The 19,181-nt window shown below is 75.2% G+C and carries 23 protein-coding genes; 11 read left to right on the forward strand and 12 right to left on the reverse strand.

What is annotated here, in order from left to right:
* Positions 1-136: 136 nt before the first annotated feature.
* Positions 137-1,297, reverse strand: coding sequence for an adenylyltransferase/sulfurtransferase MoeZ (moeZ, locus tag ACI782_RS09200; RefSeq protein WP_456908322.1), 1,161 nt, complete (start codon positions 1,295-1,297; stop codon positions 137-139).
* A 122-nt stretch (positions 1,298-1,419) separates the two neighbouring features.
* Here moeZ and ACI782_RS09205 point away from each other — a divergent pair, with 122 nt between their 5' ends.
* Entirely contained in the window at positions 1,420-1,857 is a 438-nt protein-coding gene (locus ACI782_RS09205) for a VOC family protein (protein ID WP_456908324.1), read from the forward strand.
* Between the two features lie 12 nt (positions 1,858-1,869).
* On the opposite strand, the gene ACI782_RS09210 is transcribed toward ACI782_RS09205, so the two are convergent.
* Both ACI782_RS09210 and ACI782_RS09215 read right to left on the reverse strand, forming a co-directional pair.
* Positions 1,870-2,790, reverse strand: coding sequence for a DUF3152 domain-containing protein (locus tag ACI782_RS09210; RefSeq protein WP_456908326.1), 921 nt, complete (start codon positions 2,788-2,790; stop codon positions 1,870-1,872).
* A 297-nt stretch (positions 2,791-3,087) separates the two neighbouring features.
* Positions 3,088-4,143 carry an alpha/beta fold hydrolase gene (locus ACI782_RS09215; protein WP_456908328.1) on the reverse strand — a complete coding sequence of 352 codons (1,056 nt, stop codon included), beginning with the start codon at positions 4,141-4,143 and terminating at the stop codon, positions 3,088-3,090.
* 68 nt (positions 4,144-4,211) lie between these two features.
* Here ACI782_RS09215 and ACI782_RS09220 point away from each other — a divergent pair, with 68 nt between their 5' ends.
* Positions 4,212-4,850, forward strand: a complete 639-nt coding sequence (locus ACI782_RS09220) for a TetR/AcrR family transcriptional regulator (RefSeq protein WP_456908330.1) — start codon at positions 4,212-4,214, stop codon at positions 4,848-4,850.
* 98 nt (positions 4,851-4,948) lie between these two features.
* On the forward strand, positions 4,949-5,185 hold the full coding sequence (locus ACI782_RS09225; protein ID WP_456908332.1) for a DUF3107 domain-containing protein: 237 nt from the start codon (positions 4,949-4,951) through the stop codon (positions 5,183-5,185).
* A 211-nt stretch (positions 5,186-5,396) separates the two neighbouring features.
* Here ACI782_RS09225 and ACI782_RS09230 read toward each other — a convergent pair whose 3' ends face one another.
* Positions 5,397-6,047 carry a ferritin-like fold-containing protein gene (locus ACI782_RS09230; protein WP_456908334.1) on the reverse strand — a complete coding sequence of 217 codons (651 nt, stop codon included), beginning with the start codon at positions 6,045-6,047 and terminating at the stop codon, positions 5,397-5,399.
* Positions 6,048-6,309: 262 nt separating this feature from the next.
* Here ACI782_RS09230 and ACI782_RS09235 point away from each other — a divergent pair, with 262 nt between their 5' ends.
* Genes ACI782_RS09235 through ACI782_RS09250 form a run of 4 tightly spaced genes read left to right on the forward strand, consistent with a single transcriptional unit; the run spans position 6,310 to position 10,984 of the window.
* Entirely contained in the window at positions 6,310-8,004 is a 1,695-nt protein-coding gene (locus ACI782_RS09235; RefSeq protein ID WP_456908336.1) for a DEAD/DEAH box helicase, read from the forward strand.
* A gap of 11 nt (positions 8,005-8,015) precedes the next feature.
* Positions 8,016-9,158 (forward strand): outer membrane protein assembly factor BamB family protein, encoded by a 1,143-nt coding sequence (locus ACI782_RS09240; protein ID WP_456908338.1) that lies wholly within the window; start codon positions 8,016-8,018, stop codon positions 9,156-9,158.
* A gap of 42 nt (positions 9,159-9,200) precedes the next feature.
* On the forward strand, positions 9,201-10,130 hold the full coding sequence (locus ACI782_RS09245) for an alpha/beta fold hydrolase (RefSeq protein WP_456908340.1): 930 nt from the start codon (positions 9,201-9,203) through the stop codon (positions 10,128-10,130).
* On the forward strand, positions 10,127-10,984 hold the full coding sequence (locus tag ACI782_RS09250; protein WP_456908342.1) for an oxygenase MpaB family protein: 858 nt from the start codon (positions 10,127-10,129) through the stop codon (positions 10,982-10,984). The genes ACI782_RS09245 and ACI782_RS09250 overlap by 4 nt, the downstream gene beginning before the upstream one ends.
* Before the next feature lie 73 nt (positions 10,985-11,057).
* Here the strand turns inward: ACI782_RS09250 and ACI782_RS09255 are convergent, their stop codons facing one another.
* The gene (locus tag ACI782_RS09255) at positions 11,058-11,939 is read right to left on the reverse strand and encodes a LysR family transcriptional regulator ArgP (protein ID WP_456908344.1); all 882 of its coding nucleotides are present in this window, start codon (positions 11,937-11,939) and stop codon (positions 11,058-11,060) included.
* Between the two features lie 77 nt (positions 11,940-12,016).
* On the opposite strand from ACI782_RS09255, the gene ACI782_RS09260 reads away from it, so the two are divergent.
* Positions 12,017-12,643, forward strand: coding sequence for a LysE/ArgO family amino acid transporter (locus tag ACI782_RS09260; protein WP_456908346.1), 627 nt, complete (start codon positions 12,017-12,019; stop codon positions 12,641-12,643).
* A gap of 20 nt (positions 12,644-12,663) precedes the next feature.
* On the opposite strand, the gene ACI782_RS09265 is transcribed toward ACI782_RS09260, so the two are convergent.
* The 5 genes from ACI782_RS09265 to ACI782_RS09285 all read right to left on the reverse strand — a co-directional run bounded on the left by ACI782_RS09265 (position 12,664) and on the right by ACI782_RS09285 (position 16,141).
* Positions 12,664-13,509: a RecB family exonuclease gene (locus ACI782_RS09265; RefSeq protein WP_456908348.1), complete on the reverse strand. Its 846-nt coding sequence runs from the start codon at positions 13,507-13,509 to the stop codon at positions 12,664-12,666.
* A gap of 110 nt (positions 13,510-13,619) precedes the next feature.
* Positions 13,620-14,477 (reverse strand): PHP domain-containing protein, encoded by an 858-nt coding sequence (locus ACI782_RS09270; protein ID WP_456908350.1) that lies wholly within the window; start codon positions 14,475-14,477, stop codon positions 13,620-13,622.
* Positions 14,477-15,217: a PH domain-containing protein gene (locus ACI782_RS09275; protein ID WP_456908352.1), complete on the reverse strand. Its 741-nt coding sequence runs from the start codon at positions 15,215-15,217 to the stop codon at positions 14,477-14,479. Before ACI782_RS09275 ends, ACI782_RS09270 begins: the two co-directional genes overlap by 1 nt.
* 7 nt (positions 15,218-15,224) lie before the next feature.
* Positions 15,225-15,383, reverse strand: coding sequence for a hypothetical protein (locus ACI782_RS09280; protein ID WP_456908354.1), 159 nt, complete (start codon positions 15,381-15,383; stop codon positions 15,225-15,227).
* Positions 15,384-15,517: 134 nt separating this feature from the next.
* Positions 15,518-16,141 (reverse strand): DUF6758 family protein, encoded by a 624-nt coding sequence (locus ACI782_RS09285; protein ID WP_456908356.1) that lies wholly within the window; start codon positions 16,139-16,141, stop codon positions 15,518-15,520.
* A gap of 73 nt (positions 16,142-16,214) precedes the next feature.
* Between ACI782_RS09285 and ACI782_RS09290 the strand changes: the two genes are divergently transcribed.
* Entirely contained in the window at positions 16,215-16,640 is a 426-nt protein-coding gene (locus ACI782_RS09290) for an NUDIX domain-containing protein (RefSeq protein ID WP_456908358.1), read from the forward strand.
* Positions 16,641-16,649: 9 nt separating this feature from the next.
* Here the strand turns inward: ACI782_RS09290 and ACI782_RS09295 are convergent, their stop codons facing one another.
* On the reverse strand, positions 16,650-17,159 hold the full coding sequence (locus ACI782_RS09295) for a MaoC family dehydratase (protein ID WP_456908360.1): 510 nt from the start codon (positions 17,157-17,159) through the stop codon (positions 16,650-16,652).
* 177 nt (positions 17,160-17,336) lie between these two features.
* On the opposite strand from ACI782_RS09295, the gene ACI782_RS09300 reads away from it, so the two are divergent.
* Both ACI782_RS09300 and ACI782_RS09305 read left to right on the forward strand, forming a co-directional pair.
* Positions 17,337-17,780 carry a hypothetical protein gene (locus tag ACI782_RS09300; RefSeq protein WP_456908362.1) on the forward strand — a complete coding sequence of 148 codons (444 nt, stop codon included), beginning with the start codon at positions 17,337-17,339 and terminating at the stop codon, positions 17,778-17,780.
* Positions 17,777-18,727: an MFS transporter permease gene (locus ACI782_RS09305; protein ID WP_456908364.1), complete on the forward strand. Its 951-nt coding sequence runs from the start codon at positions 17,777-17,779 to the stop codon at positions 18,725-18,727. Before ACI782_RS09300 ends, ACI782_RS09305 begins: the two co-directional genes overlap by 4 nt.
* A 21-nt stretch (positions 18,728-18,748) precedes the next feature.
* Here ACI782_RS09305 and ACI782_RS09310 read toward each other — a convergent pair whose 3' ends face one another.
* A complete protein-coding gene (locus ACI782_RS09310) occupies positions 18,749-19,042 on the reverse strand; it encodes a WXG100 family type VII secretion target (protein WP_456908366.1) in 294 nt (97 codons plus the stop codon).
* Positions 19,043-19,181: the final 139 nt, after the last annotated feature.

Consider the following 19,181-nt stretch of genomic DNA (forward strand, 5'->3'; position numbering starts at 1 on the left):
GGAACGGCCCCGTGCCGATGCCGGGGCGGCCACCCCTCAGGGGCCCACGCCGAGCGTGCGAGGCGTGAGGGAAGGGTCGGCCCCTGCCCAGGGGCCCGCCCTGAGCCTGCGAAGGGTGGGGAGGACAGGGGTCCTCTCAGTAGGTGGGCAGCGTCTTGTCGATCCGCGTCGCCCAGGCGGTCACGCCGCCCTGGACGTGCACGGCATCGGAGAAGCCGGCGTTCTTCACCGCGGCGAGCACCTCGGCCGAGCGGACTCCGGTCTTGCAGTGCAGCACGATCGGCCTGTCCTGCGGCAGCTGGGACAGCGCCCGGCCGGAGAGGATCTCGTCCTTGGGGATCAGCTTCGCGCCCGGGATCGAGACGATCTCGTACTCGTTGGGCTCACGGACGTCGATCAGCTCGAAGTCCTTGCCGGCGTCCATCATGTCCTTGAGCTCGTCGACGGTGATCGTCGCGCCGGCCGCGGCCTCCTGGGCCTCGGTCGAGACGACGCCGCAGAAGCTCTCGTAGTCGATCAGGCCGGTGATCGGCTCGGCCTCGGGGTCCTTGCGCACCTTGATCGTGCGGAAGGTCATCTCCAGGGCGTCGTACACCATGAGCCGGCCGAGCAGCGTCTCGCCGATGCCGGTGATCAGCTTGACCGCCTCAGTCGCCTGGATGGCGCCGATGGTCGCGCACAGGACGCCGAGCACGCCGCCCTCGGCGCAGGAGGGCACCATGCCGGGCGGCGGAGGCACCGGGTAGAGGTCGCGGTAGTTCGGGCCGTGCTCGTTCCAGAACACCGACACCTGGCCGTCGAAGCGGTAAATCGAGCCCCACACGTACGGCTTGCCCAGCAGCACGCAGGCGTCGTTGACGAGGTAGCGCGTGGCGAAGTTGTCCGTGCCGTCGACGATGAGGTCGTACTGGCTGAAGATCTCCATCACGTTGTCGCTGTCCAGCCGCGTCTCGTGCAGGCGGACGTCGACGTACGGGTTGATCTCCTCGATCGTGTCCCGCGCGCTCTCGGCCTTGGACCGGCCGACGTCGGACTTGCCGTGGATGATCTGCCGCTGCAGGTTCGACTCGTCGACGACGTCGAACTCCACGATGCCGAGCGTGCCGACACCAGCCGCGGCGAGGTACATGAGCACCGGCGAGCCGAGACCTCCGGCGCCCACGGCGAGCACCTTGGCGTTCTTCAGCCGCTTCTGACCGTCCATGCCGACGTCGGGGATGATCAGGTGCCGGCTGTACCGGCGGACCTCGTCGATCGACAGGTCCTCGGCGGGCTCCACCAGGGGTGGCAGGGACACGGGTTGCTCCTCAGTCACTCGACAGCGGCCTGCGGGGGCCGGCGTTCGTCGGGACAACAGCGTGACACGGAGGGCTGTTCCCACTGTCACCGGCGGCCCTGTCGCCCCTAGCGTCGTCCCCCATGAGCGCACCCCTCCCGGTGGGGCCCGTGCACCACCTCCGACTGACCGTCACCGACGTCGCCCGGTCGCGGGCGTTCTACACCGAGGTGCTCGGCTTCCAGGTCGTTCTCGACGGGCCGCCCCCCGAGGACCCCGGAGCTGCGGTCGCCGACGCCCTGCAGGGCGGGGTCATCCTGGCCAGCGCCGCGGGGACGCTCCTGGGCCTGCGACCGGCGGACCCCGGGCGGGCCGGTGACCGGTTCGACCCGTTCCGCGTGGGGCTGGACCACGTGAGCTTCGCGGTCCCCGGCCGCGCCGACCTCGATGCGGCCGCGGCGCGGTTCGACGAGCGCGGCGTGGCGCACGGCCCCGTCCGGGAACTGCCCGGGATGGGGCTGGCCTTCCTGGCCGCGTTCGACCCCGACGGCATCGCGGTGGAGCTCACCGCGCCCCTGTGACCGGGCACCCGGTCAGGGATACGGCCAGGCGTTCCTGGCGCAGCCCTGCAGCCCGAGGGTCTGCTGCTGCATGACCGGCGCGGGCCGGCCCGGGCCGGGGCACTGCTGGTGACCGTTGCCGAGCGCGTGGCCGACCTCGTGGTTGACGACGTACTGGCGGTAGGTCGCGACGTCGCCCTCGTAGTCCGGGACGGCGGTCTCCCACCGGGCCAGGTTGATCACCGCCCGGTCGCCGTACCGGCAGGAGGTGTAGCCGCCGGTGCCCACCCCCGGGCAGTAGGTCTCCATGTTGCCGGGACTGATCAGCGTGACCTTGAAGTCGTAGGCGTCGGCCGCGGCCTCCTCGGGCCCGACCCGCTGGAACGACATCCGGCCGCCGGCGCCCCACGAGCGGGGGTCGCCGAGGGTGGCCTCGACCGCGGCGGCGAAGGCGGCGCCGTCCACGCCGATCCCGTCCTCGACCTCGACCACGAACCGCTCCAGCGGCCCGGTGCCGTAGACCCGCGAGGTGCCGGGCACCACGGTGACCGTGCCCGCCCCCTTCTGCACGAAGCCGGTGGCCGGTGCCGCCGCCTCCGTCGGGCCGACGTCGCCCTCCGCCTCGGCCGTCGGCCCGGCCGCCGCCTCGGCCTCCTCCGTCCGCTCGGCGTCCTCGCTCGCCTCGGCGGCCGGCTCGTCCGCCGCGGGGCTGGAGACGGCCGCGGCGGACGACGCCGCCGGACCGGCCGTCTCAGACGTCGTCCCGGCGCCGGCCACGACCAGGTCCACGAGGGTCAGCACGGTGGCGATCGCGAGCAGCGGGACGGCGTAGGCCCGCCAGCCCCACCGGGTCACGAAGCGGCGCAGCCGGCCGCCGTGGCGGCCGCGAGCGGAGCGACCGCGGTCCTGCCGGGCGGGCGCGGACGGGCGGTCGTCGGGCGGTGTCCGGCGCACCGCGGGCGGGGCGCCGGGAGCGGGGCGCGGTCGGGGCCGGGGGTCGGGGGCCGCGACGCGGGGTCCGCTCCCGCGGCCGGCCGGCGCGGGCACCCGGGGCAGGCCGCGCTGCGACTCGCGCGCAGGATCCCGGCCAGGACCCGACGGAGGCGGGAACGGAGGTCCGGGACGCCGTCCCGGCCCGCGGCCGGGAGAGGCGTCCGCGGGGCTCACCCGGCCAGGCTCTCACGACGGGCAGGCCTTGTGGAGACATTCTCGTCACGGTGTGTACCGGACGGAGTCGTCTCGGTGACGACCTCAGGAGGCGTACGCCTCGGGGACGGCGTCGGCTGCCCGGCCGGCGACGTCCTCGGCGAGGGCCAGGACGGCGCGGGCGGTCGGCTCGGCCGACTCCATCATCGCCACGTGCCCCACGCCCTCGAGCAGGAGCAGCCGCCCGTCGGGGACGGCGGTGGCCAGCCGCGGCGCCAGCCCGGGGTCCACCAGCCGGTCGCGGTCGCCCCACACCACGAGCGTCGGCGGGCGCAGCGACCGGGCCATGCGCCAGGCGTTGGCCGCCCCCACCCTCAGGTAGGAGGTGAGCAGCCCCCGCATGCTGCGGGTCAGCGCCTGCACCGCCCAGGGCTGCTCGGCGCGCTCACGCATCTCCGCCAGCGCCTGCTGCAGCCGAGCCCGCGGCACCCGGGAGGGGTCGCCGAAGCACATCTGCACCATCCCGCGGACCTGCTGCTCGGGGGTCACCCCCGCGAGCCGACGCTCGGCCACCGACGGGACACCGGGCACCAGGAGCAGCAGGAGCGTGCGGCTGAACGCCGGCGGCACCCGGTAGACCGGCATCGCCGGGGACACCAGCGTGAGGGTGGCGACGAGGTCCGGCCGGCGGGCGGCCACGATCACCGACACGAGGCCGCCGAGGGAGTTGCCCAGCAGGTGCACCGGCCGGCCCTGCGCCTCCCCCGGTTCGGCGACGATCCGCTCCAGCACGTCGACGACGGCTCGCACGTGCCCGCGGATCGAGTACGAGCTGCGGGCCGGCGGGTGCGAGCGACCGAAGCCGGGCAGGTCCACCGCCCAGCCGTCGAAGCGGACGGCGAGCAGCGCCGCGAGGTCGGTCCAGTTCGTCGACGCCCCACCGAGGCCGTGCACGTACAGCGCGCGCTCCCGCGGGGCGCCGTCCCGCGGACCGTCGACCGGCCCCGACCACGGCGTCCGCCGGACGAAGACCTCTCCGCCGCGCACCGCCACCGGCTCGCCCGGCCACGACGCAGGCAGCTCGTCGGTACGCGGCAGCCGGGCGGTGGACAGGCGGGCCTGCTGGGCGGGGTCGGGAGCGGGACGGGACGACGGGGTCACCTCCCGAAGGTAGGTCAGCGTTCCGCGCAGCGCGCTCTCCGGTGACCCGCCGGTAACATCCCGACGTCATGTCACTCCCCCGACCTGCACCCGAGTCCGTCCGCCGTTCGTCCCGCCTGCCGCGCGGGGCCCGGCGGCTGCAGCTGTTGCAGGCGGCGCAGGAGGTGTTCGTCGCGCAGGGCTACCACGCCGCGGCGATGGACGACATCGCCGACCGGGCCGGAGTCAGCAAGCCCGTCCTCTACCAGCACTTCCCGGGCAAGCGGGAGCTGTACCTGGCGCTGCTGGAGCAGCAGGTCACGTCGCTCACCGACCGGGTGCGCGAGGCGATGGAGGGCACCGACGACAACCGCACCCGCGTGAACGGCGCCGTCGGGGCCTACTTCGACTTCGTCAACGCCGAGGGCGCCGCCTTCCGGCTCGTGTTCGAGTCCGACCTGCGCAACGACGACGACGTCCGGGCGCTGGCCGACCGCGGGCACCTGGCGTGCGTGGAGGCGATCGCCGAGGTGATCGCGGCCGACACCGGTCTGGACCGGGAGCGCTCGCTGCTGCTGGCCTCCGGGATGACCGGGCTGGCCGAGACCAGCGCCCGCTGGTGGCTCCCTCGCAAGGGCACGGTGTCCCGTGACGAGGCGGTGTCGCTGATGACCGCGCTGTCGTGGCGCGGCATCTCCGGGTGGCCCCTCGTCGAGGGCGAGCACTGAGCGCGTCCGTTCGCTGACGGCGCAGCTGCGCCGCAGGTCGGGCCCTGCCGCCTGCACTAGCGTGGAGAACAGCCGCGCAACTCGAGGAGGCATCACTCGTGGAAGTCAAGATCGGTGTCCAACACTCCCCCCGGGAGCTGGTCATCGACAGCCCCAACACCCCCGACGAGATCGCTGCCGAGGTGGCCAAGGCCATGTCCGGCGCCACGAAGGACGGGCTGCTGACGCTGGTCGACGACCGGGGCCGGCGGGTCCTGGTGCCGGTCGACCGGATCGCCTACGTGGAGATCGCCCAGGCCGACCAGCGCCGGGTCGGCTTCATCGCCGGCAGCTGAGACCTCGTCCGACGGGGCGCCTCCGCATCGCGGGGGCGCCCCGTCGGCTGTTCGGGGAACACCTCGTCGGAACGGAGGCACCCACTCGGGTACGGCACTCCGCCGGGGTGGACCGATCGCGGGTCGGAGGCCCCCCGATCGGGACACGGGCAGCGGCTCGACGGCGGTCGGGAACGGCACCTGGCCACGGTGCGGTCCGGAGACCGCAGCGTCAGGGGTTCAGCCCGAGGGTGCGCATCCGCTCGGTGTGCGCGGCGGTGATCCGCTCGACGAGCCGCCCGAGCCCGGTCAGGTCACCGGTGCCCGCCATGATCAGCCGGGCCAGCTGGTCGCGCTCGGCGATCACCGCCTGCGACTGGGTGATCGCCTCGCCCACCAGCCGCCGTCCCCACAGCGCGAGCCGGCCGGCGACGGTCCGGTGCGCCGCGATGGCCGCCCGCACCTCGCGGACGGCGAAGTCGGCGTGGCCGGTGTCGGCGAGCACCTCGAGGATCAGCGCCCGGTCGGGGTCGGGCAGGAAGGTGGCGATCTCCCGGTAGAAGTCGGCCGCGAGCCCGTCGCCCACGTAGGCCTTGACCAGGCCCTCCAGCCAGGTGCGCGGCCGGGTGGACTCGTGGAAGGCGTCCAGCGCGGCGACGAAGGGCGTCATCGCCGCCGTCGGGTCCGCGCCGAGCTCGGTGAGCCGGGCGGTGAGCCGGCCGTGGTGGCCGATCTCCGCGGCCGCCATCCGGGCGAGGGCGGCCCGGCCGGCGAGGGTGGGCGCCAGACGGGCGTCCTCGGCGAGCCGGTCGAAGGCGGTGAGCTCGGCGTAGGCCAGCACTCCCAGCAGGTCGACGACGGCGCGCTGGTCGACCGCGGTCACGGGCGGCTCCTGTGCTCGGTGGCTCGGCCCGCGCGTGCCCCGGTCGGGTGAGACCCGGGGCTCCCGGGCAGCGCGGCGCGGAGAGGCTAACCGTTGCGCGCGCTACGATGGGAATCGGCGAGCCGCGTGGCTCGCTTGTGTATCTGTGCGCTGACGACCGCTGGACGACGCCCCCCGGGGATGTCTCCCGGGCCGATCCGTCGCCCGGTCTGCTGGCCGCGTCGGCGCTGGAACTGATCCCGCGACAACCGACGGGACAGGTGTGACGCGGCCTCCCCGCCGCTGGAGCCGGTCCCCCAGCAGACCAGAGGCGAGAGCACTGACCTCCATCGACAACACCATCCCCGCCGACCTCGAGCACGCCGAGACCGGCGCGCCCGCGCCCGAGCAGCTCGAGCAGGCCGCCGAGGAGCTCGGCGGCGCCCCCGTCGCCGAGGACGCGCCGCTGTTCAGCGACTTCGACGTCCACCCCGACGTGGTCGCCGCGCTGGCCGAGGTGGGCATCACCCGCACCTTCGCCATCCAGGAGCTGACCCTCCCGCTGGCGCTCGCCGGCAACGACCTCATCGGGCAGGCGCGCACCGGCACCGGCAAGACCCTCGGCTTCGGCGTCCCGCTGCTGCAGCGGGTCGTCCCGGCGGCCGAGGGCGGGGACGGCGTCCCGCAGGCGCTGGTCGTCGTCCCCACCCGTGAGCTGTGCGTGCAGGTCGCCCGCGACCTCTCCACCGCCGGCTCCCGGCGTGGCATCCGCGTGCAGGCCATCTACGGCGGGCGCGCCTACGAGCCGCAGGTGCAGGCGCTGCAGGCCGGCGTCGACGTCGTCGTCGGCACGCCGGGGCGGCTGCTGGACCTGGCCGAGCAGGGCCACCTGATCCTGGGCAAGGTCCGCGTGCTGGTCCTCGACGAGGCCGACGAGATGCTGGACCTGGGCTTCCTGCCCGACATCGAGCGGATCCTCGGCATGGTCCCGGCCAAGCGGCAGACGATGCTGTTCTCGGCGACGATGCCCGGCCCGATCGTGAACCTGGCGCGGGCGTTCATGACCCAGCCGACGCACATCCGCGCGCACGGCAACGACGAGGGCTCGACCGTCCCGCAGACGACGCAGTTCGTCTACCGCGCCCACAACCTCGACAAGCCCGAGCTGCTCGCCCGCGTGCTGCAGGCCCGCGGCCGCGGCCTGGTGATGGTCTTCTGCCGCACCAAGCGCACGGCGCAGAAGGTCGCCGACGAGCTCGTCGAGCGCGGGTTCGCCGCCGCCGCGGTGCACGGCGACCTCGGCCAGGGCGCCCGCGAGCAGGCGCTGCGCGCGTTCCGCAGCGGCAAGGTCGACGTGCTGGTCGCCACCGACGTCGCCGCCCGCGGCATCGACGTCTCCGGCGTCAGCCACGTCGTGAACTACCAGTGCCCAGAGGACGAGAAGACCTACGTGCACCGGATCGGCCGCACCGGCCGCGCCGGGCAGACCGGTGTCGCGGTGACGCTGGTCGACTGGGACGACATCCCTCGCTGGCAGCTGATCAACAAGGCGCTCGACCTGGACTTCGACGAGCCGGCCGAGACCTACTCCACCTCGCCGTGGGTCTACACCGACCTGGACGTGCCCGAGGGCTCGACCGGCCGGCTGCCGAAGGCCCAGCGCACCCGGGAGGGCCTGGACGCCGAGGCCGTCGAGGACCTCGGCGAGACCGGCAAGCTCACCCGGTCCGGCGCGCGCGGTCCCGCCCGTGGGGACGGCGAGAAGCCGGCCGGTGCCCGCAAGAGCCGTTCCCGCCGGCGCACCCGCGGTGGCGGCGCCGCCGCGGGGGCCGCTGCGCCGGCCGCGGGCTCCGAGGAGGCCCCGGCGACCGAGCCCACGGCCGAGGGCGCTGCCATTGAGGGCGCTGCGCCCACGCCGCGCCGTCGCCGTCGCCGCCGCGGGGCCGCCAACCGCGGCTCCGCCGAGCCGGCGGCCTAGTCTCTTCGGCCGTGCCCCCACTGCGCCGCCCGCCGCTGCGGGTGTGGGGCTGGACCGCGGCCACGCTGGCCCTCGTCGTCGTCGCCGCGCTGCTGTGGCGCGGCTCGGACGCGGCGGCCACCGACAGCACCACGGCCGCACCGGCCGGCGTCCCCGACGGGACGCCGGCCGGCGCCGTCTCCACCGCCTGGACCGCACCGACCCGGACGAGCGGTACCGTGCCGCACGCGACGGTGCACGGCGGCCGGGTGCTCGTCGCCGACGCGCACGGCGTCCGGGCGCTCGACGTCGCCACCGGCACCGAGGGGTGGCACTACACGCGGGCCAACGCCCAGCTGTGCGACTGGACGGCCGTCGGCAGCGTGGTGGTCGCGGTGTTCCGCACCGAGGACCGCTGCGACGAGGCGGTCGCGCTGTCGGCCGACACCGGCGCGCGGACGTGGACCCGCAACGCCAACCTGCGCACCGACATGGTGCTGCGCAGCACCGACGGCATCGTGCTGGCCGCCTCGCCGACCGGGGTGGTCACCCTGGACCCGGTCGGCGACAACATCCGCTGGCGCGAGGCGGCCACCCCGGGCTGCCGCCTGCTGGGGGCCGACGTCGGGGAGGCCGGGGTCGTCGTCCTGCAGCGGTGCGCCGAGACCGCCGCGCTGCAGCTGCGGCTCTTCGACGGCTACGACGGCACCGCGGTGTGGACCCGCGACGTCCCCGACACCACCGCCACGCTGGCCGGCGTCGACCGGACCGTGGCCGTGGCCGGGGCCGAGGGCGTGCAGCTGTTCGCCGCTGCGGACGGCGTCCCGCTGGGCTCGCCCGTCCCCGGCGGCGGCCCGGTGCTGGTCCGCGGCGTCGGCGACGCGCTGCTCGTCCTCGCCGGCGGCACGCTCTCCGCGGTCGAGCAGGACACCGGGGCGGTGCGCTGGTCCGCCCCCGCGACCGGGCTGCCGAGCGGTCCCGCCGACGGCAAGCAGCTGGGTGTCGCCGCCCCGCTGCCGGTCCCCGAGGACGGCGCCGTCGTCCTGCGCGACCCGGCCACCGGCGCCGAGGTGAGCCGGGCCACTCTGGACGACCTGCCCGCGGGCGGGGTCGCCACGGTCGCGGGCCCCGTCGTCGTCCTCCAGCTGACCGACTCCGTGGTCGGCTCCCGCTGACCCTGGACCCCGCACCGGCTCCCACCGGGGTATGACTGGTCCATGGTGATGCCCGCCGGCCCCGACGACAGCGCTCCCCTCTCCATCGCCCCGGACGACCTCCGCCAGCTGGCCGACCACGACGCGGACCACCGCACCTTCCCGGGCGGCGCCGGTCCGCTGACCGCCCTCGACACCGGCGGCGACGGCGAGCGGGGCACCGTGCTGATGGTGGCCGGGTACACCGGGAGCAAGGAGGACTTCGCGCCACTCCTGCGGCCGCTGTGCGCCGAGGGCTACCGGGTCGTCGCCCTGGACCAGCGCGGGCAGTTCGAGTCGCCCGGTCCCGACGACCCGGCGCGGTACACCGTGGCGGAGCTGGCCGGCGACGTCCTCGCCGTGGGCCGGGCACTGGCGGACGGGGCCGGCGCCGGGCTGCACCTGGTCGGGCACAGCTTCGGCGGGCTGGTCGGCCGGGCCGCCGTCCTGGCCGACCCGTCGCTGTTCGCCTCGCTGACCCTGCTCGGCTCGGGGCCCGCGCGGCTGGTCGGGCCGCGGGCCGACCTGCTCGACCACCTCTCCCCGCTGCTGGACGCCGGCGGCGTCCCGCTGGTGCACGAGACGCTCGAGCAGCTGGCCATGACCGATCCCCGGGCCCAGGCGGTGCCGGCGCCCACCCGGGCGTTCCTGGCCCGCCGGTTCCTCGCCAACAGCGCCGCCGGGCTGCGCGGCATGGCCGACGCGATGACCACCGAGCCCGACCGGGTCGCCGAGCTGGCCGCCACCGGCGTGCCGCTGCTGGTGGCACACGGCGCCGCGGACGACGCCTGGTCGCCGGCCGCGCAGGAGGACATGGCCCGGCGGCTGGGCGCCCGCTACGCGGTGGTCTCCGGCGCCATCCACTCCCCCGCCATCGAGAACCCCGCCCGGACGCTGGAGGTCTTCCTCAAGTTCTGGGCCTCGGTGGCCGCCCGGTCGGGCGCGCCGTCGTGACGGTCTCGGCCCGCGACTGGACGCCGGAGGAGGACCTGCTCGGGTTCTTCGGTCCCGACAGCGTGACCTGGCGGGTCCACGCCGACCCGGTGTTCTCCGTCGGTGGGCTCCGCGCGCTCGTGCTGCAGGCGCTGCACCCCGTGGCGATGGCCGGCGTGGCCAGCAACTCGGTCTTCCGCGACGACCCGTGGCCGCGGCTGGTCCGCACCGCCGCCTACGTCGACACGCTCACCTTCGGCACCCGGCAGGAGGCGATGCGGGCGGTGCGGCGGGTCCGGGGCATCCACCGCCGGCTCGGCGGGGACGTCGACGGCCGCGCCTACCGGGTCGATGACCCCGACCTGCTGCTGTGGGTGCACTGCTGCGAGGTCGACTCGCTGCTCGACGTCGCCCGCCGGGCCGGGGTGGTGACCGGGGACGTCGACGCCGACCGCTACGTCGCCGAGCAGGTGACCGCCGCCGTCCTGGTCGGGTGCACCGAGGACGACGTGCCGCGGACGGCCGCCGGGCTGGCCGGCTACTTCGCCGACGTCCGCCCGGTGCTGGCGCTGACCCCGGCGGCCCGCGACGCGATGCGGCTGGTGCTCGCCCCGCCGATGCCGCCGTGGGTGCGGTTCCTGACCCCCGCCCGCCCGGCGTGGGGCTCGCTGGCCTCGCTCGCGGTGGCCACCCTGCCCCAGTGGGCGCGCCGGATGTACTCGCTGCCCGGGCTGGGGGTGACCGACCCCGCCGCGACGGCCGCCCTGCGGGCGTTCCGGCTGGGGATGCTGCGGCTGCCGCAGCGCGTGCGGCGCTCCCCGATCGTCTGGGCCGGGTTCGAGCGGGTCGCGCAGGCGGTGCCGGTCAGCGCCTGACAGAGGACCCCGTCTCCTCACCGCTCGCAAGCTGGCGGCGAGCCTCTGGACGGGGCCATGTCGAGGGGCACGGTCAGGCCGGCTCGTGGTCGAGCGCGCGCCGCGCCGCGGCGAGGACCGCGGCGGCGACGCGGTCCAGGGACGGCGAGCGCAGCTTCCACTGCTGCCAGTGGAGGACGACGTCGACCGCGCCGTCCGGATCGAGCCCGACCAGCTCCCCGGCCGGCTCCTGCTGCACCGGCACCATCCCCCACCCGAACCCCAGCCGGACCGCGGTGACGTAGTCCGCCGACGCGGGCACGAGGTGCACCGGGGGCGCGGCCGCGTCGACGCCCCGGCCGCGCAGGTAGCGGTACTGCAGGTCGTCGTCGCGGTCGAAGACCACCACCGGCGCCCGGCACAGCGACTGCTCGGTGACCCCGTCGGGGAACCACCGCTGGGCGAACGCCGCGGTGGCCATCGGGCGGTAGCGCATGCCGCCCAGGCGGGTCACGGTGCACCCCGGCACGGGGTCGGGGTCGGCGGTGACCGCGGCCATCACCCGGCCCTCCCGCAGCAGGGCGGCGGTGTGCTCCTGGTCCTCCCGGTGCAGGTCGAAGGCGAGCTCGCCGGCGAGCGGGGCGAGGGCCGGCAGCACCCAGGTGGCCAGCGAGTCGGCGTTGACCGCGACGGGCAGGGACACGGGCCGGCTCGTCCCGTCGTCGGCCAGTTCCCGGGTCGCGTCGGCGGTGAGCAGCGCGACCTGCCGCGCCAGCCGCAGCACCGCCTGCCCGGACTCGGTGACCCGCACCGGCTTGCTGCGCACGAGCAGCACCCGCCCGGTCGCCGCCTCCAGCGCCTTGAGCCGTTGGCTGACCGCGCTCGGCGTGACGTGCAGGGTCCGGGCGGCGCCGTCGAGGGTGCCCGCGGTGACGGTCGCGTCGAGGGCTCTCAGCTGGCCGAGGTCGAGGTCCACGCTGCCATTAGAAGCGCTTCAGGTCCTGCAGGAAGTCGCGCTGCGCTGTCGCCGGCGCACGGCCTAGCGTCCTGGCCGTGCCCACCGCCCTGCTCGCCGCCGTGTCCGGCCTCGGCCTCGGCCTGTCGCTCATCGTCGCGATCGGCGCGCAGAACGCCTTCGTGCTCCGCCAGGGGCTGCGGGCCGAGCACGTGGCCGCCGTCGTCGCCGTCTGCCTGGTCTCCGACGTCGTACTGATCGTCGCCGGCACCGCGGGCGCCGGTGCGCTGGTCACCCGGGCACCGCAGGTGCTGACGGTCGTCTGCTTCGCCGGGGCGGCCTTCCTGCTCGCCTACGGGCTGATGGCCGCCCGCCGGGTGGCGCGCCCCGCCGCCCTGGTCACCGACGCCGCCGGCCGCCGGGCCGGGCTGGCGGTCACCGTGACCACCTGCCTGGCGCTGACCTGGCTGAACCCGCACGTCTACCTCGACACCGTCGTGCTGCTCGGGGCACTGGCCGGCACCTGGGACGACCTGCGGTGGTGGTTCGCCGGCGGGGCCGCGGCGGGCAGCGCCGTCTGGTTCACCGGCCTCGGCTTCGGGGCCCGGCTGCTGCGGCCGGTGTTCGCCCGGCCGGCCGCCTGGCGGGTGCTGGACGCGGGCATCGCCCTCGTCATGGTCGCGCTGGCGGTCTCCCTGGCCGTGCGCGGCGCCCAGGGCGGCTGAGGGACCCGCCGGGGTTCGCCTCAGCCGCTCTCCTCGGCGAGGAAGCTCCACGTCTCCCGTGCGGGGGTGGCGGCCTGGCCGACCGGGCAGCTGGGCCGGAAGTCGCACCAGCCGCACTGCCGGCCGGGCGCAGGCGGGAAGGCGGCGTCAGGGTCCTCGCCGGCCTCCAGCGCCGCGGTGGCCGTACCGATGTCGGCGGCGACGTCCTCCGCGCGGCGGACGTGGTTGGCCAGCGACCGGTCGGTGTGCTCGAAGGTGGCGACCGTCCCGCTGGGGAGGTGGTGCAGCTCCACGCGGCGGCACGGCCGGCGCAGGGTGCGGCGCACCCCGAGCACGTAGGCGGCCAGCGCGGGTGACCCGCGGGCGTCGTCGTCGGTGCTGGGCACCCGCCCGGTCTTGTAGTCGACGACCACCAGCTCGTCGCCCCGCTGGTCGATCCGGTCGACGCGCCCGGAGAGGGCGAGCCGCTCGGTGGTGGTGGCCACCTGGCGCTCCAGGCCGACCGGCTCGTCGCCCGGGTCCAGCCCACCGACGTAGTCGGTCAGCCAGGTGGCCGCCCGCGCCCGCCAGCGGTCGGCCTGCTCGCCGTCGCGGAAGCCGGCCGGCGACCAGACCGAGTACAGCAGCTGCCGGATCGAGACCGCCGTGCGCTTGGACAGCGGCAGGTCCCACCACGAGCGCAGCGCCGCGTGCACCGCGGACCCCACCGAGTTGTGCGCCCACGCCGGACCCTTCTGCGGGGTCGGCCGGTCGACGTAGGCGTACCGGTAGCGGCGCGGGCAGTCGGCGAAGGTCGCCAGCTTGCTCGGCGTGGCCGGGAACAGCCGCCGCGGCATGCCGGGCATCTCCAGCTGCGCCCCCTGCATGCCCTCCACGCTAGCCGGGCGCCCCGACGGATCCACGGCGTCCGTCCCGGGGACCGCCGCGTCGGCCCCGGGGACGAACGGGCCGCGTCGGCCCGGTGCGGACGGCGGCGTCAGTCCCGGTACGGCGTGACGCCGGTGCCGGCGGCCAGGATCGCCTCCAGCTGCTCCGGCGCGGTGGTGCACGCGGCGATCGGCGTCGTCTTGTTGGTCCCGTGGTAGTCGCTGGAGCCGGTGACCACCAGGCCGAGCTCGCCGGCCAGGCCGCGCAGGTGCGCGCGCTCGTCGGGGTCGTGGTCGGGGTGGTCGACCTCCAGGCCCATCAACCCGGCCGCCACCATCGTCGCGATCGCCTCGTCGCCGACCACCCGCCCCCGCTTGGTGGCCAGGCCGTGCGCGAAGACCGGCACCCCGCCGGCGGCCCGCACCAGGGTGATGCCGTCGAGGACGTCGGTGTCGGCCTTGGCCACGTAGTAGGGGCTGCGGTGGTGCAGCAGCGTGGCGAAGGCGTGGTCGACCGACTCGACGACGCCGGCGTCGACCAGCGCCCGCGCCACGTGCGGACGGCCGACGACCCCTCCCCCGGAGCGCTCGACGATCTCGGTCCAGACCACCGGGAAGCCGGCGTCGGCGAGGGCGGTGACGATGCGCTCGCCGCGGCCGAGCCGCTCGGTGCGCAGCCGCGCCCGCTCCTGGGCCAGCCCGGGGTGCTGCGGGTCGAACAGGTAGGCCAGCAGGTGGACGCTGATCGGCGGCGCCCCGGCGGGGAACCACCGGCAGGACAGCTCCATGCCCGGGACGACCGTCATCCCGGCGGGACGCGCGGCCTCGGCCTCGGCCCAGCCGCCGGTCGTGTCGTGGTCGGTGAGCGCGACGACGTCCAGGCCCGCGGCGTGCGCGGTGGCGAGGAGTTCGGCGGGGCTCTCGGTGCCGTCGGAGACCGACGAGTGGGTGTGGAGGTCGATCCGCATCACCGGTCAGCCTGCCGCACCCGGCGTCCGGCCACCCGGCGGCGCGAGGGGCGGACCCGCGGGATCGGCTCGGTGTCGCGCCGTCCGGCCTCGGGGGCGACGCGGGGGCCCCTCGGCTCGGGCGGGGGCGGGGACGACGGCGGCTCGGGGTCGCCCTCGTCGTTGCCGAGGGACGCCGCGCCGCCGCCGCCGAAGAGCAGGTCGCTGACCTTGCGGTACAGCTGGTCGGCGTGCGGCAGGTAGGTGATCTCCTCCAGCGCCTGCTGCTGGCCGGCCGACTCGAAACGGAACGTGCCGTAGCCCAGCACCTGGCCGACGAGGGTCTCCTTGTACGTGAGGTCGGTGATCCGCCGCAGCGGCAGCAGGGCGACCGTGCGGACGACGATCCCGCTGGTCAGCAGCACCCGCCGGTTGGTGACGATGAAGTGCCGCATCCACCACTCGCCCACCCGCAGGCCGAGGAAGACCAGCGCGCCGAGGAGCACGAGGAAGCCGATCGTGGTGGCGACCTCGTTGTCCTGCTCGACGTTCGCGGTGCCGACGTGGCCGGCGCCCCACAGCAGGAGCCAGCCGCCCACGACCAGTGCCGGCAGCGCCTTGACGCTCGGCTCGACGAGCACCGCCCAGTGCCGCCGCGTGGCCACCACCGGCGGGCGTTCGCGCGGGAGCGTGAACTTCTCGGCGTCCTTGCTCCAGCGGGGCCGGCGGCCGTTCGCGGGCTGCGGTGCCGGGCCGGTCATGGGCCGGCTAGGTCAGCGACCCGACGAAGTCGGCCAGGGAGGACGCCGCTTCGCCGAGGAACTGACCGACGGTGCGCACGAACTCGGCGGAGCTCTCGGGGGCCTGGATGACGTAGAAGAGGATGAAGGCGACGACCAGCCAGGTGAGGACCTTCTTGAGGCTCACCGTCACCTCCGCGGGTGTGCTGTGGGATGGCCGGGACGGGTGCGCCCCGGCGGCGACCACCATGGGTAACACACGCCTCACGGCTCCCTCCTGGGACACGCCGCCCGGCACGTGGGCCGATGCGGTCCGGTCCGTCACTGCCCCGGCAGCAGGTGCTCGCTCGGCGGGCCGAGGGGCAGGTCGGGATAGAGCCGCTCGCGCAGGTCCAGCAGTTCCAGCTGCTCGGCCAGCAGCCAGGCGGCCGACATCGGCCACATGACCAGCCACAACCAGACCCCGAACGCCTCCCCGACGAAGGCCGCCCGGTCGTCGGAGGTGGGCACGGCCCAGAGCGGGGCGTGCTGGCCGGCGGCCTTGACGTCGGCCGAGGAAGGGCCGGCGATGACGTCGCCGGGGTCGGGACCGGGCAGTCCGGCATAGCCGCAGCCCACCCCGGTACCCGGCTCCTCGGCGATGAGCACCAGCTCGGCCGAACCACCCAGCGGCGCCGGTCCGGCGCAGTCCACGACGATCGCGCGGGCCCCCGGCTCCCCGCCCCACGCCAGCCCCGTGACCGACCAGCCCGTCGGCATGGGGTCGGGCACCCAGGCCGGCACCCGGGCATCGGCGGTGACCGCGGCGATGGCGTCGTGCGCGACCAGCAGCGTGTGGTGCAGGGGCGTCACCGCGCCGTGCACGTGGCACCAGGCCTGGCCGGAGTTCCCCGGGCGGACGACCAGTCGTTCGCCGCACCGGGGACAGACCGTGGTGGCAGTCATCGGGCATCACCGTCCTGTGGCCGGAGAGGTTCGTCAAGCGCTGACAGCGACGGCGCTGCGTACCGTGCGGGGCGTGTCCCGCCGGAACGATCCCGCACCGCCGGTGGTGGCGTGTGTCGGGGCCGTGGTGCACGACGCCACGGGCCGGCTGCTGCTCATCCGCCGCGGGCACGAGCCCAGCCGGGGACTGTGGTCGGTCCCCGGCGGGCGGGTCGAGCCCGGGGAGACGCCGGAGGCCGCCGTGCAGCGCGAGGTGCTCGAGGAGACCGGACTGCGGGTGCACGTGGGAGCGCCGGTCGGCCGCGTGCGGATCGCGGGCGCGGACGTCGTCTACGACGTCGTCGACTTCTCCTGCACCCTGGTCGACCCCGACGCCGCGCCGGTGGCCGGGGACGACGCGGACGCGGTCACCTTCGCCGGCGCCGCCGACCTGGAGGCGATGCGGTGCACCCCGCGGCTGGTCGAGACCCTGCGCGGCTGGGGCGTGCTGCCCACCTGACCGCGCGCCTCAGTCGCGGGGCGTCGGCTCCGGGCGCCCGGGCTGCTCGCCGCCGCGGGCCTCGCCGTAGGAGCGCTTGGGCACCATGACCTTGCGCCGGAAGGTGCAGACGACGGTGCTGTCCTGCTTGTAGCCGATGGTCTCGACGTGCACGACGCCGCGGTCGTCCTTCGACCGCGACTCCGTCTTGTCCAGCACGCGCGTCTCGCCGTAGATCGTGTCGCCGTGGAAGGTCGGGGCCACGTGCCGCAGCGACTCGATCTCCAGGTTGGCGATGGCCTTGCCCGAGACGTCGGGGACGCTCATCCCCAGCAGCAGCGAGTAGACGTAGTTCCCCACCACGACGTTCCTGCCGAAGTCGGTGGTCTCCGCCGCGTAGTGGCTGTCCAGGTGCAGCGGGTGGTGGTTCATCGTGATCAGGCAGAACAGGTGGTCGTCGTACTCGGTGACGGTCTTGCCGGGCCAGTGCTTGTAGACAGCCCCGACCTCGAACTCCTCGTAGTACCGACCGAACTGCATGGACGTCCTCCGGTGTCGACGCTGACGGCGGGGCACGGACGACGACGGGAGGCCCTCCGCGAGCAGGGGCCAGTTGCCCACGACGCCGCGTCGGTGACCCATCTGGACGGGCGCCGATCCTACGATGCCCCGGTGCCACCGGCTCCTCCCGTTCGCGACCCCGAGGAGGCGGGGGTCGTGACGCTGTCCCCCGCCGGCCGGCTGGTCCGGCTCTCGGCCACCGTCGCCGTCCTGCTCGTGCTGCTGGCCGGTTCCGTCTGGGGCAGTGACGCCTCGTTCCCCTTCGGCCCGTTCAAGATGTACTCGACCCGCGCCGACCCCGACCGTCCCGTCGTCTCCACCCGCGTGGTCGGGCTGACCGCCGACGGTACGGAGGTCCGCCTCTCCGGTGGCGAGGTGGGACTGCGCCGGGCCGAGTTCGAGGGGCAGCTGCCGCGGCTGGTGGACGAACCGGGGCTGTTGACCCTGCTGGCCGACACCTACGTCGAACACCACCCGGATGCCGAACCGCTGGTCGAGGTGCGGGTGGTGCAGCGGCGCTACCAGCTCGAGGACGGCCGGCAGACCGGCGAGGTCACCGACAGCGTCCTCGTCGCCCAGGACCTGGAGGGCACCCCGTGAGCGCGACCTCGGCACCCCGCCCCGAGCCGGCCGGCGTCGTGGCGGCGGACGGCGGCGTGGCGGCGGCCCGCCGCCGGTACGGCTGGTGGTTCCGGCCCGTGCCGCTGGCCCGGATCGCGGTCTTCCGGACCATCGCCTACCTGTTCGTCCCGGTCGACGTCTTCCTCACGACGGCCTGGGTGCGCGCGCACGCCGCCGTCCCGACCGAGTACTACCAGCCCCTCACGATCGGGCAGCTGCTGCCGCTGCCGGTCCCCACCGCCACGGTGGTGCACGTCGTCCAGTGGGCCCTGGTGGCCGCGGCGCTGGCGGCGGCCACCGGGCGGGCGCCCCGCCTCCTGGGCACCACGGTGTTCCTCCTCTACTTCGAGTGGATGGTCATCGCGATGAGCTACGGGAAGGTGGACCACGACCGGATCGCCTACCTCGTCGCGCTCGCGGTGCTGCCGACCATCGGGCGGGTGCGCTGGCGCGACCGCCGCTCCTCGGAGGCGGCCGGCTTCGCGATGGCCGCGGTCTTCGTCACGGTCATGCTCACCTACTTCCTGGCGGCCTGGGCGAAGATGCGCTTCGGCGGGTGGGACTGGGCCACCGGCTCGACGCTGGCCCGGGCGATCGTGCGCCGCGGCACGGGCCTGTCGGACTGGACGCTCCAGGTCCCCGGCCTGCTGGTGGCCGCGCAGTGGGCGATGCTCGTCCTCGAGTTCCTCGCCCCGCTCATGCTGCTGGTCCGGTCCGACCGCGCACGGGTGGCGCTGGTCGTCTTCCTGCTCGGCTTCCACGTCGCCGTCTTCGCCAGCGTGAAGATCATCTTCCTGCCGCACTGCGTGGCGATCCTGTCGATCCTCCCGTGGGAGCGGCTGCCCGACGCGGCACGGCGGCTGCGCGCACGGATCGCCCGCGGCCGACCGGCCACGGCCTCCGCGGACGCCGCTCCCGCAGGCTGAGCGCAGACGCCCCTGTGCCTGTCACAGCAGTGCGCTGATCCGCGCGGCCACCTCCGCCTCGTGCTGCTGGTACGAGGCCGCCACGCTGTCGAGCAGCCCACCCATCCCGGTGAGCGCATCGCTGACCCCCTGCGCGCTCAGCCGCCACTGCTCGTAGAGCTCGCTGAAACGCACCGCGGCCTGGCTGTCGGTCCAGCCGTCGAGGACCGACGCGTTGACGCTGCTCGACAAGGTGGCGGAACGCGCTGCGCTCTCCGCGGCCTCGGACCGGCACTGCGCGGCCATCGACTGCAGGGTGGCGATGTCGACCTTCACTGTTCCTCCTCGACCCGGGCCCGTCCCGGTCGCGGCGAACGGTAGGGCGCCGGCCGGGCGGCCCGGCCTCGGTCGTCCACAGGCGCGGTGCCGGTCCACAGATGGCCAGCCTCGGCTCGCTCCCGGCGCGCCCGGGGCG

It is taken from the genome of Geodermatophilus sp. SYSU D00703 (assembly GCF_054050155.1).

Excerpts from the sequence above, each read along its gene's own strand:
- ACI782_RS09205 (WP_456908324.1), top strand. The coding sequence starts at position 1,420 with ATGAGCGCACCCCTCCCGGTGGGGCCCGTGCACCACCTCCGACTGACC.
- ACI782_RS09220 (WP_456908330.1), top strand. The coding sequence starts at position 4,212 with ATGTCACTCCCCCGACCTGCACCCGAGTCCGTCCGCCGTTCGTCCCGC.
- ACI782_RS09245 (WP_456908340.1), top strand. The coding sequence starts at position 9,201 with ATGGTGATGCCCGCCGGCCCCGACGACAGCGCTCCCCTCTCCATCGCC.
- ACI782_RS09265 (WP_456908348.1), bottom strand. The coding sequence starts at position 13,509 with ATGCAGGGGGCGCAGCTGGAGATGCCCGGCATGCCGCGGCGGCTGTTC.
- ACI782_RS09270 (WP_456908350.1), bottom strand. The coding sequence starts at position 14,477 with ATGCGGATCGACCTCCACACCCACTCGTCGGTCTCCGACGGCACCGAG.
- ACI782_RS09275 (WP_456908352.1), bottom strand. The coding sequence starts at position 15,217 with ATGACCGGCCCGGCACCGCAGCCCGCGAACGGCCGCCGGCCCCGCTGG.
- ACI782_RS09285 (WP_456908356.1), bottom strand. The coding sequence starts at position 16,141 with ATGACTGCCACCACGGTCTGTCCCCGGTGCGGCGAACGACTGGTCGTC.
- ACI782_RS09295 (WP_456908360.1), bottom strand. The coding sequence starts at position 17,159 with ATGCAGTTCGGTCGGTACTACGAGGAGTTCGAGGTCGGGGCTGTCTAC.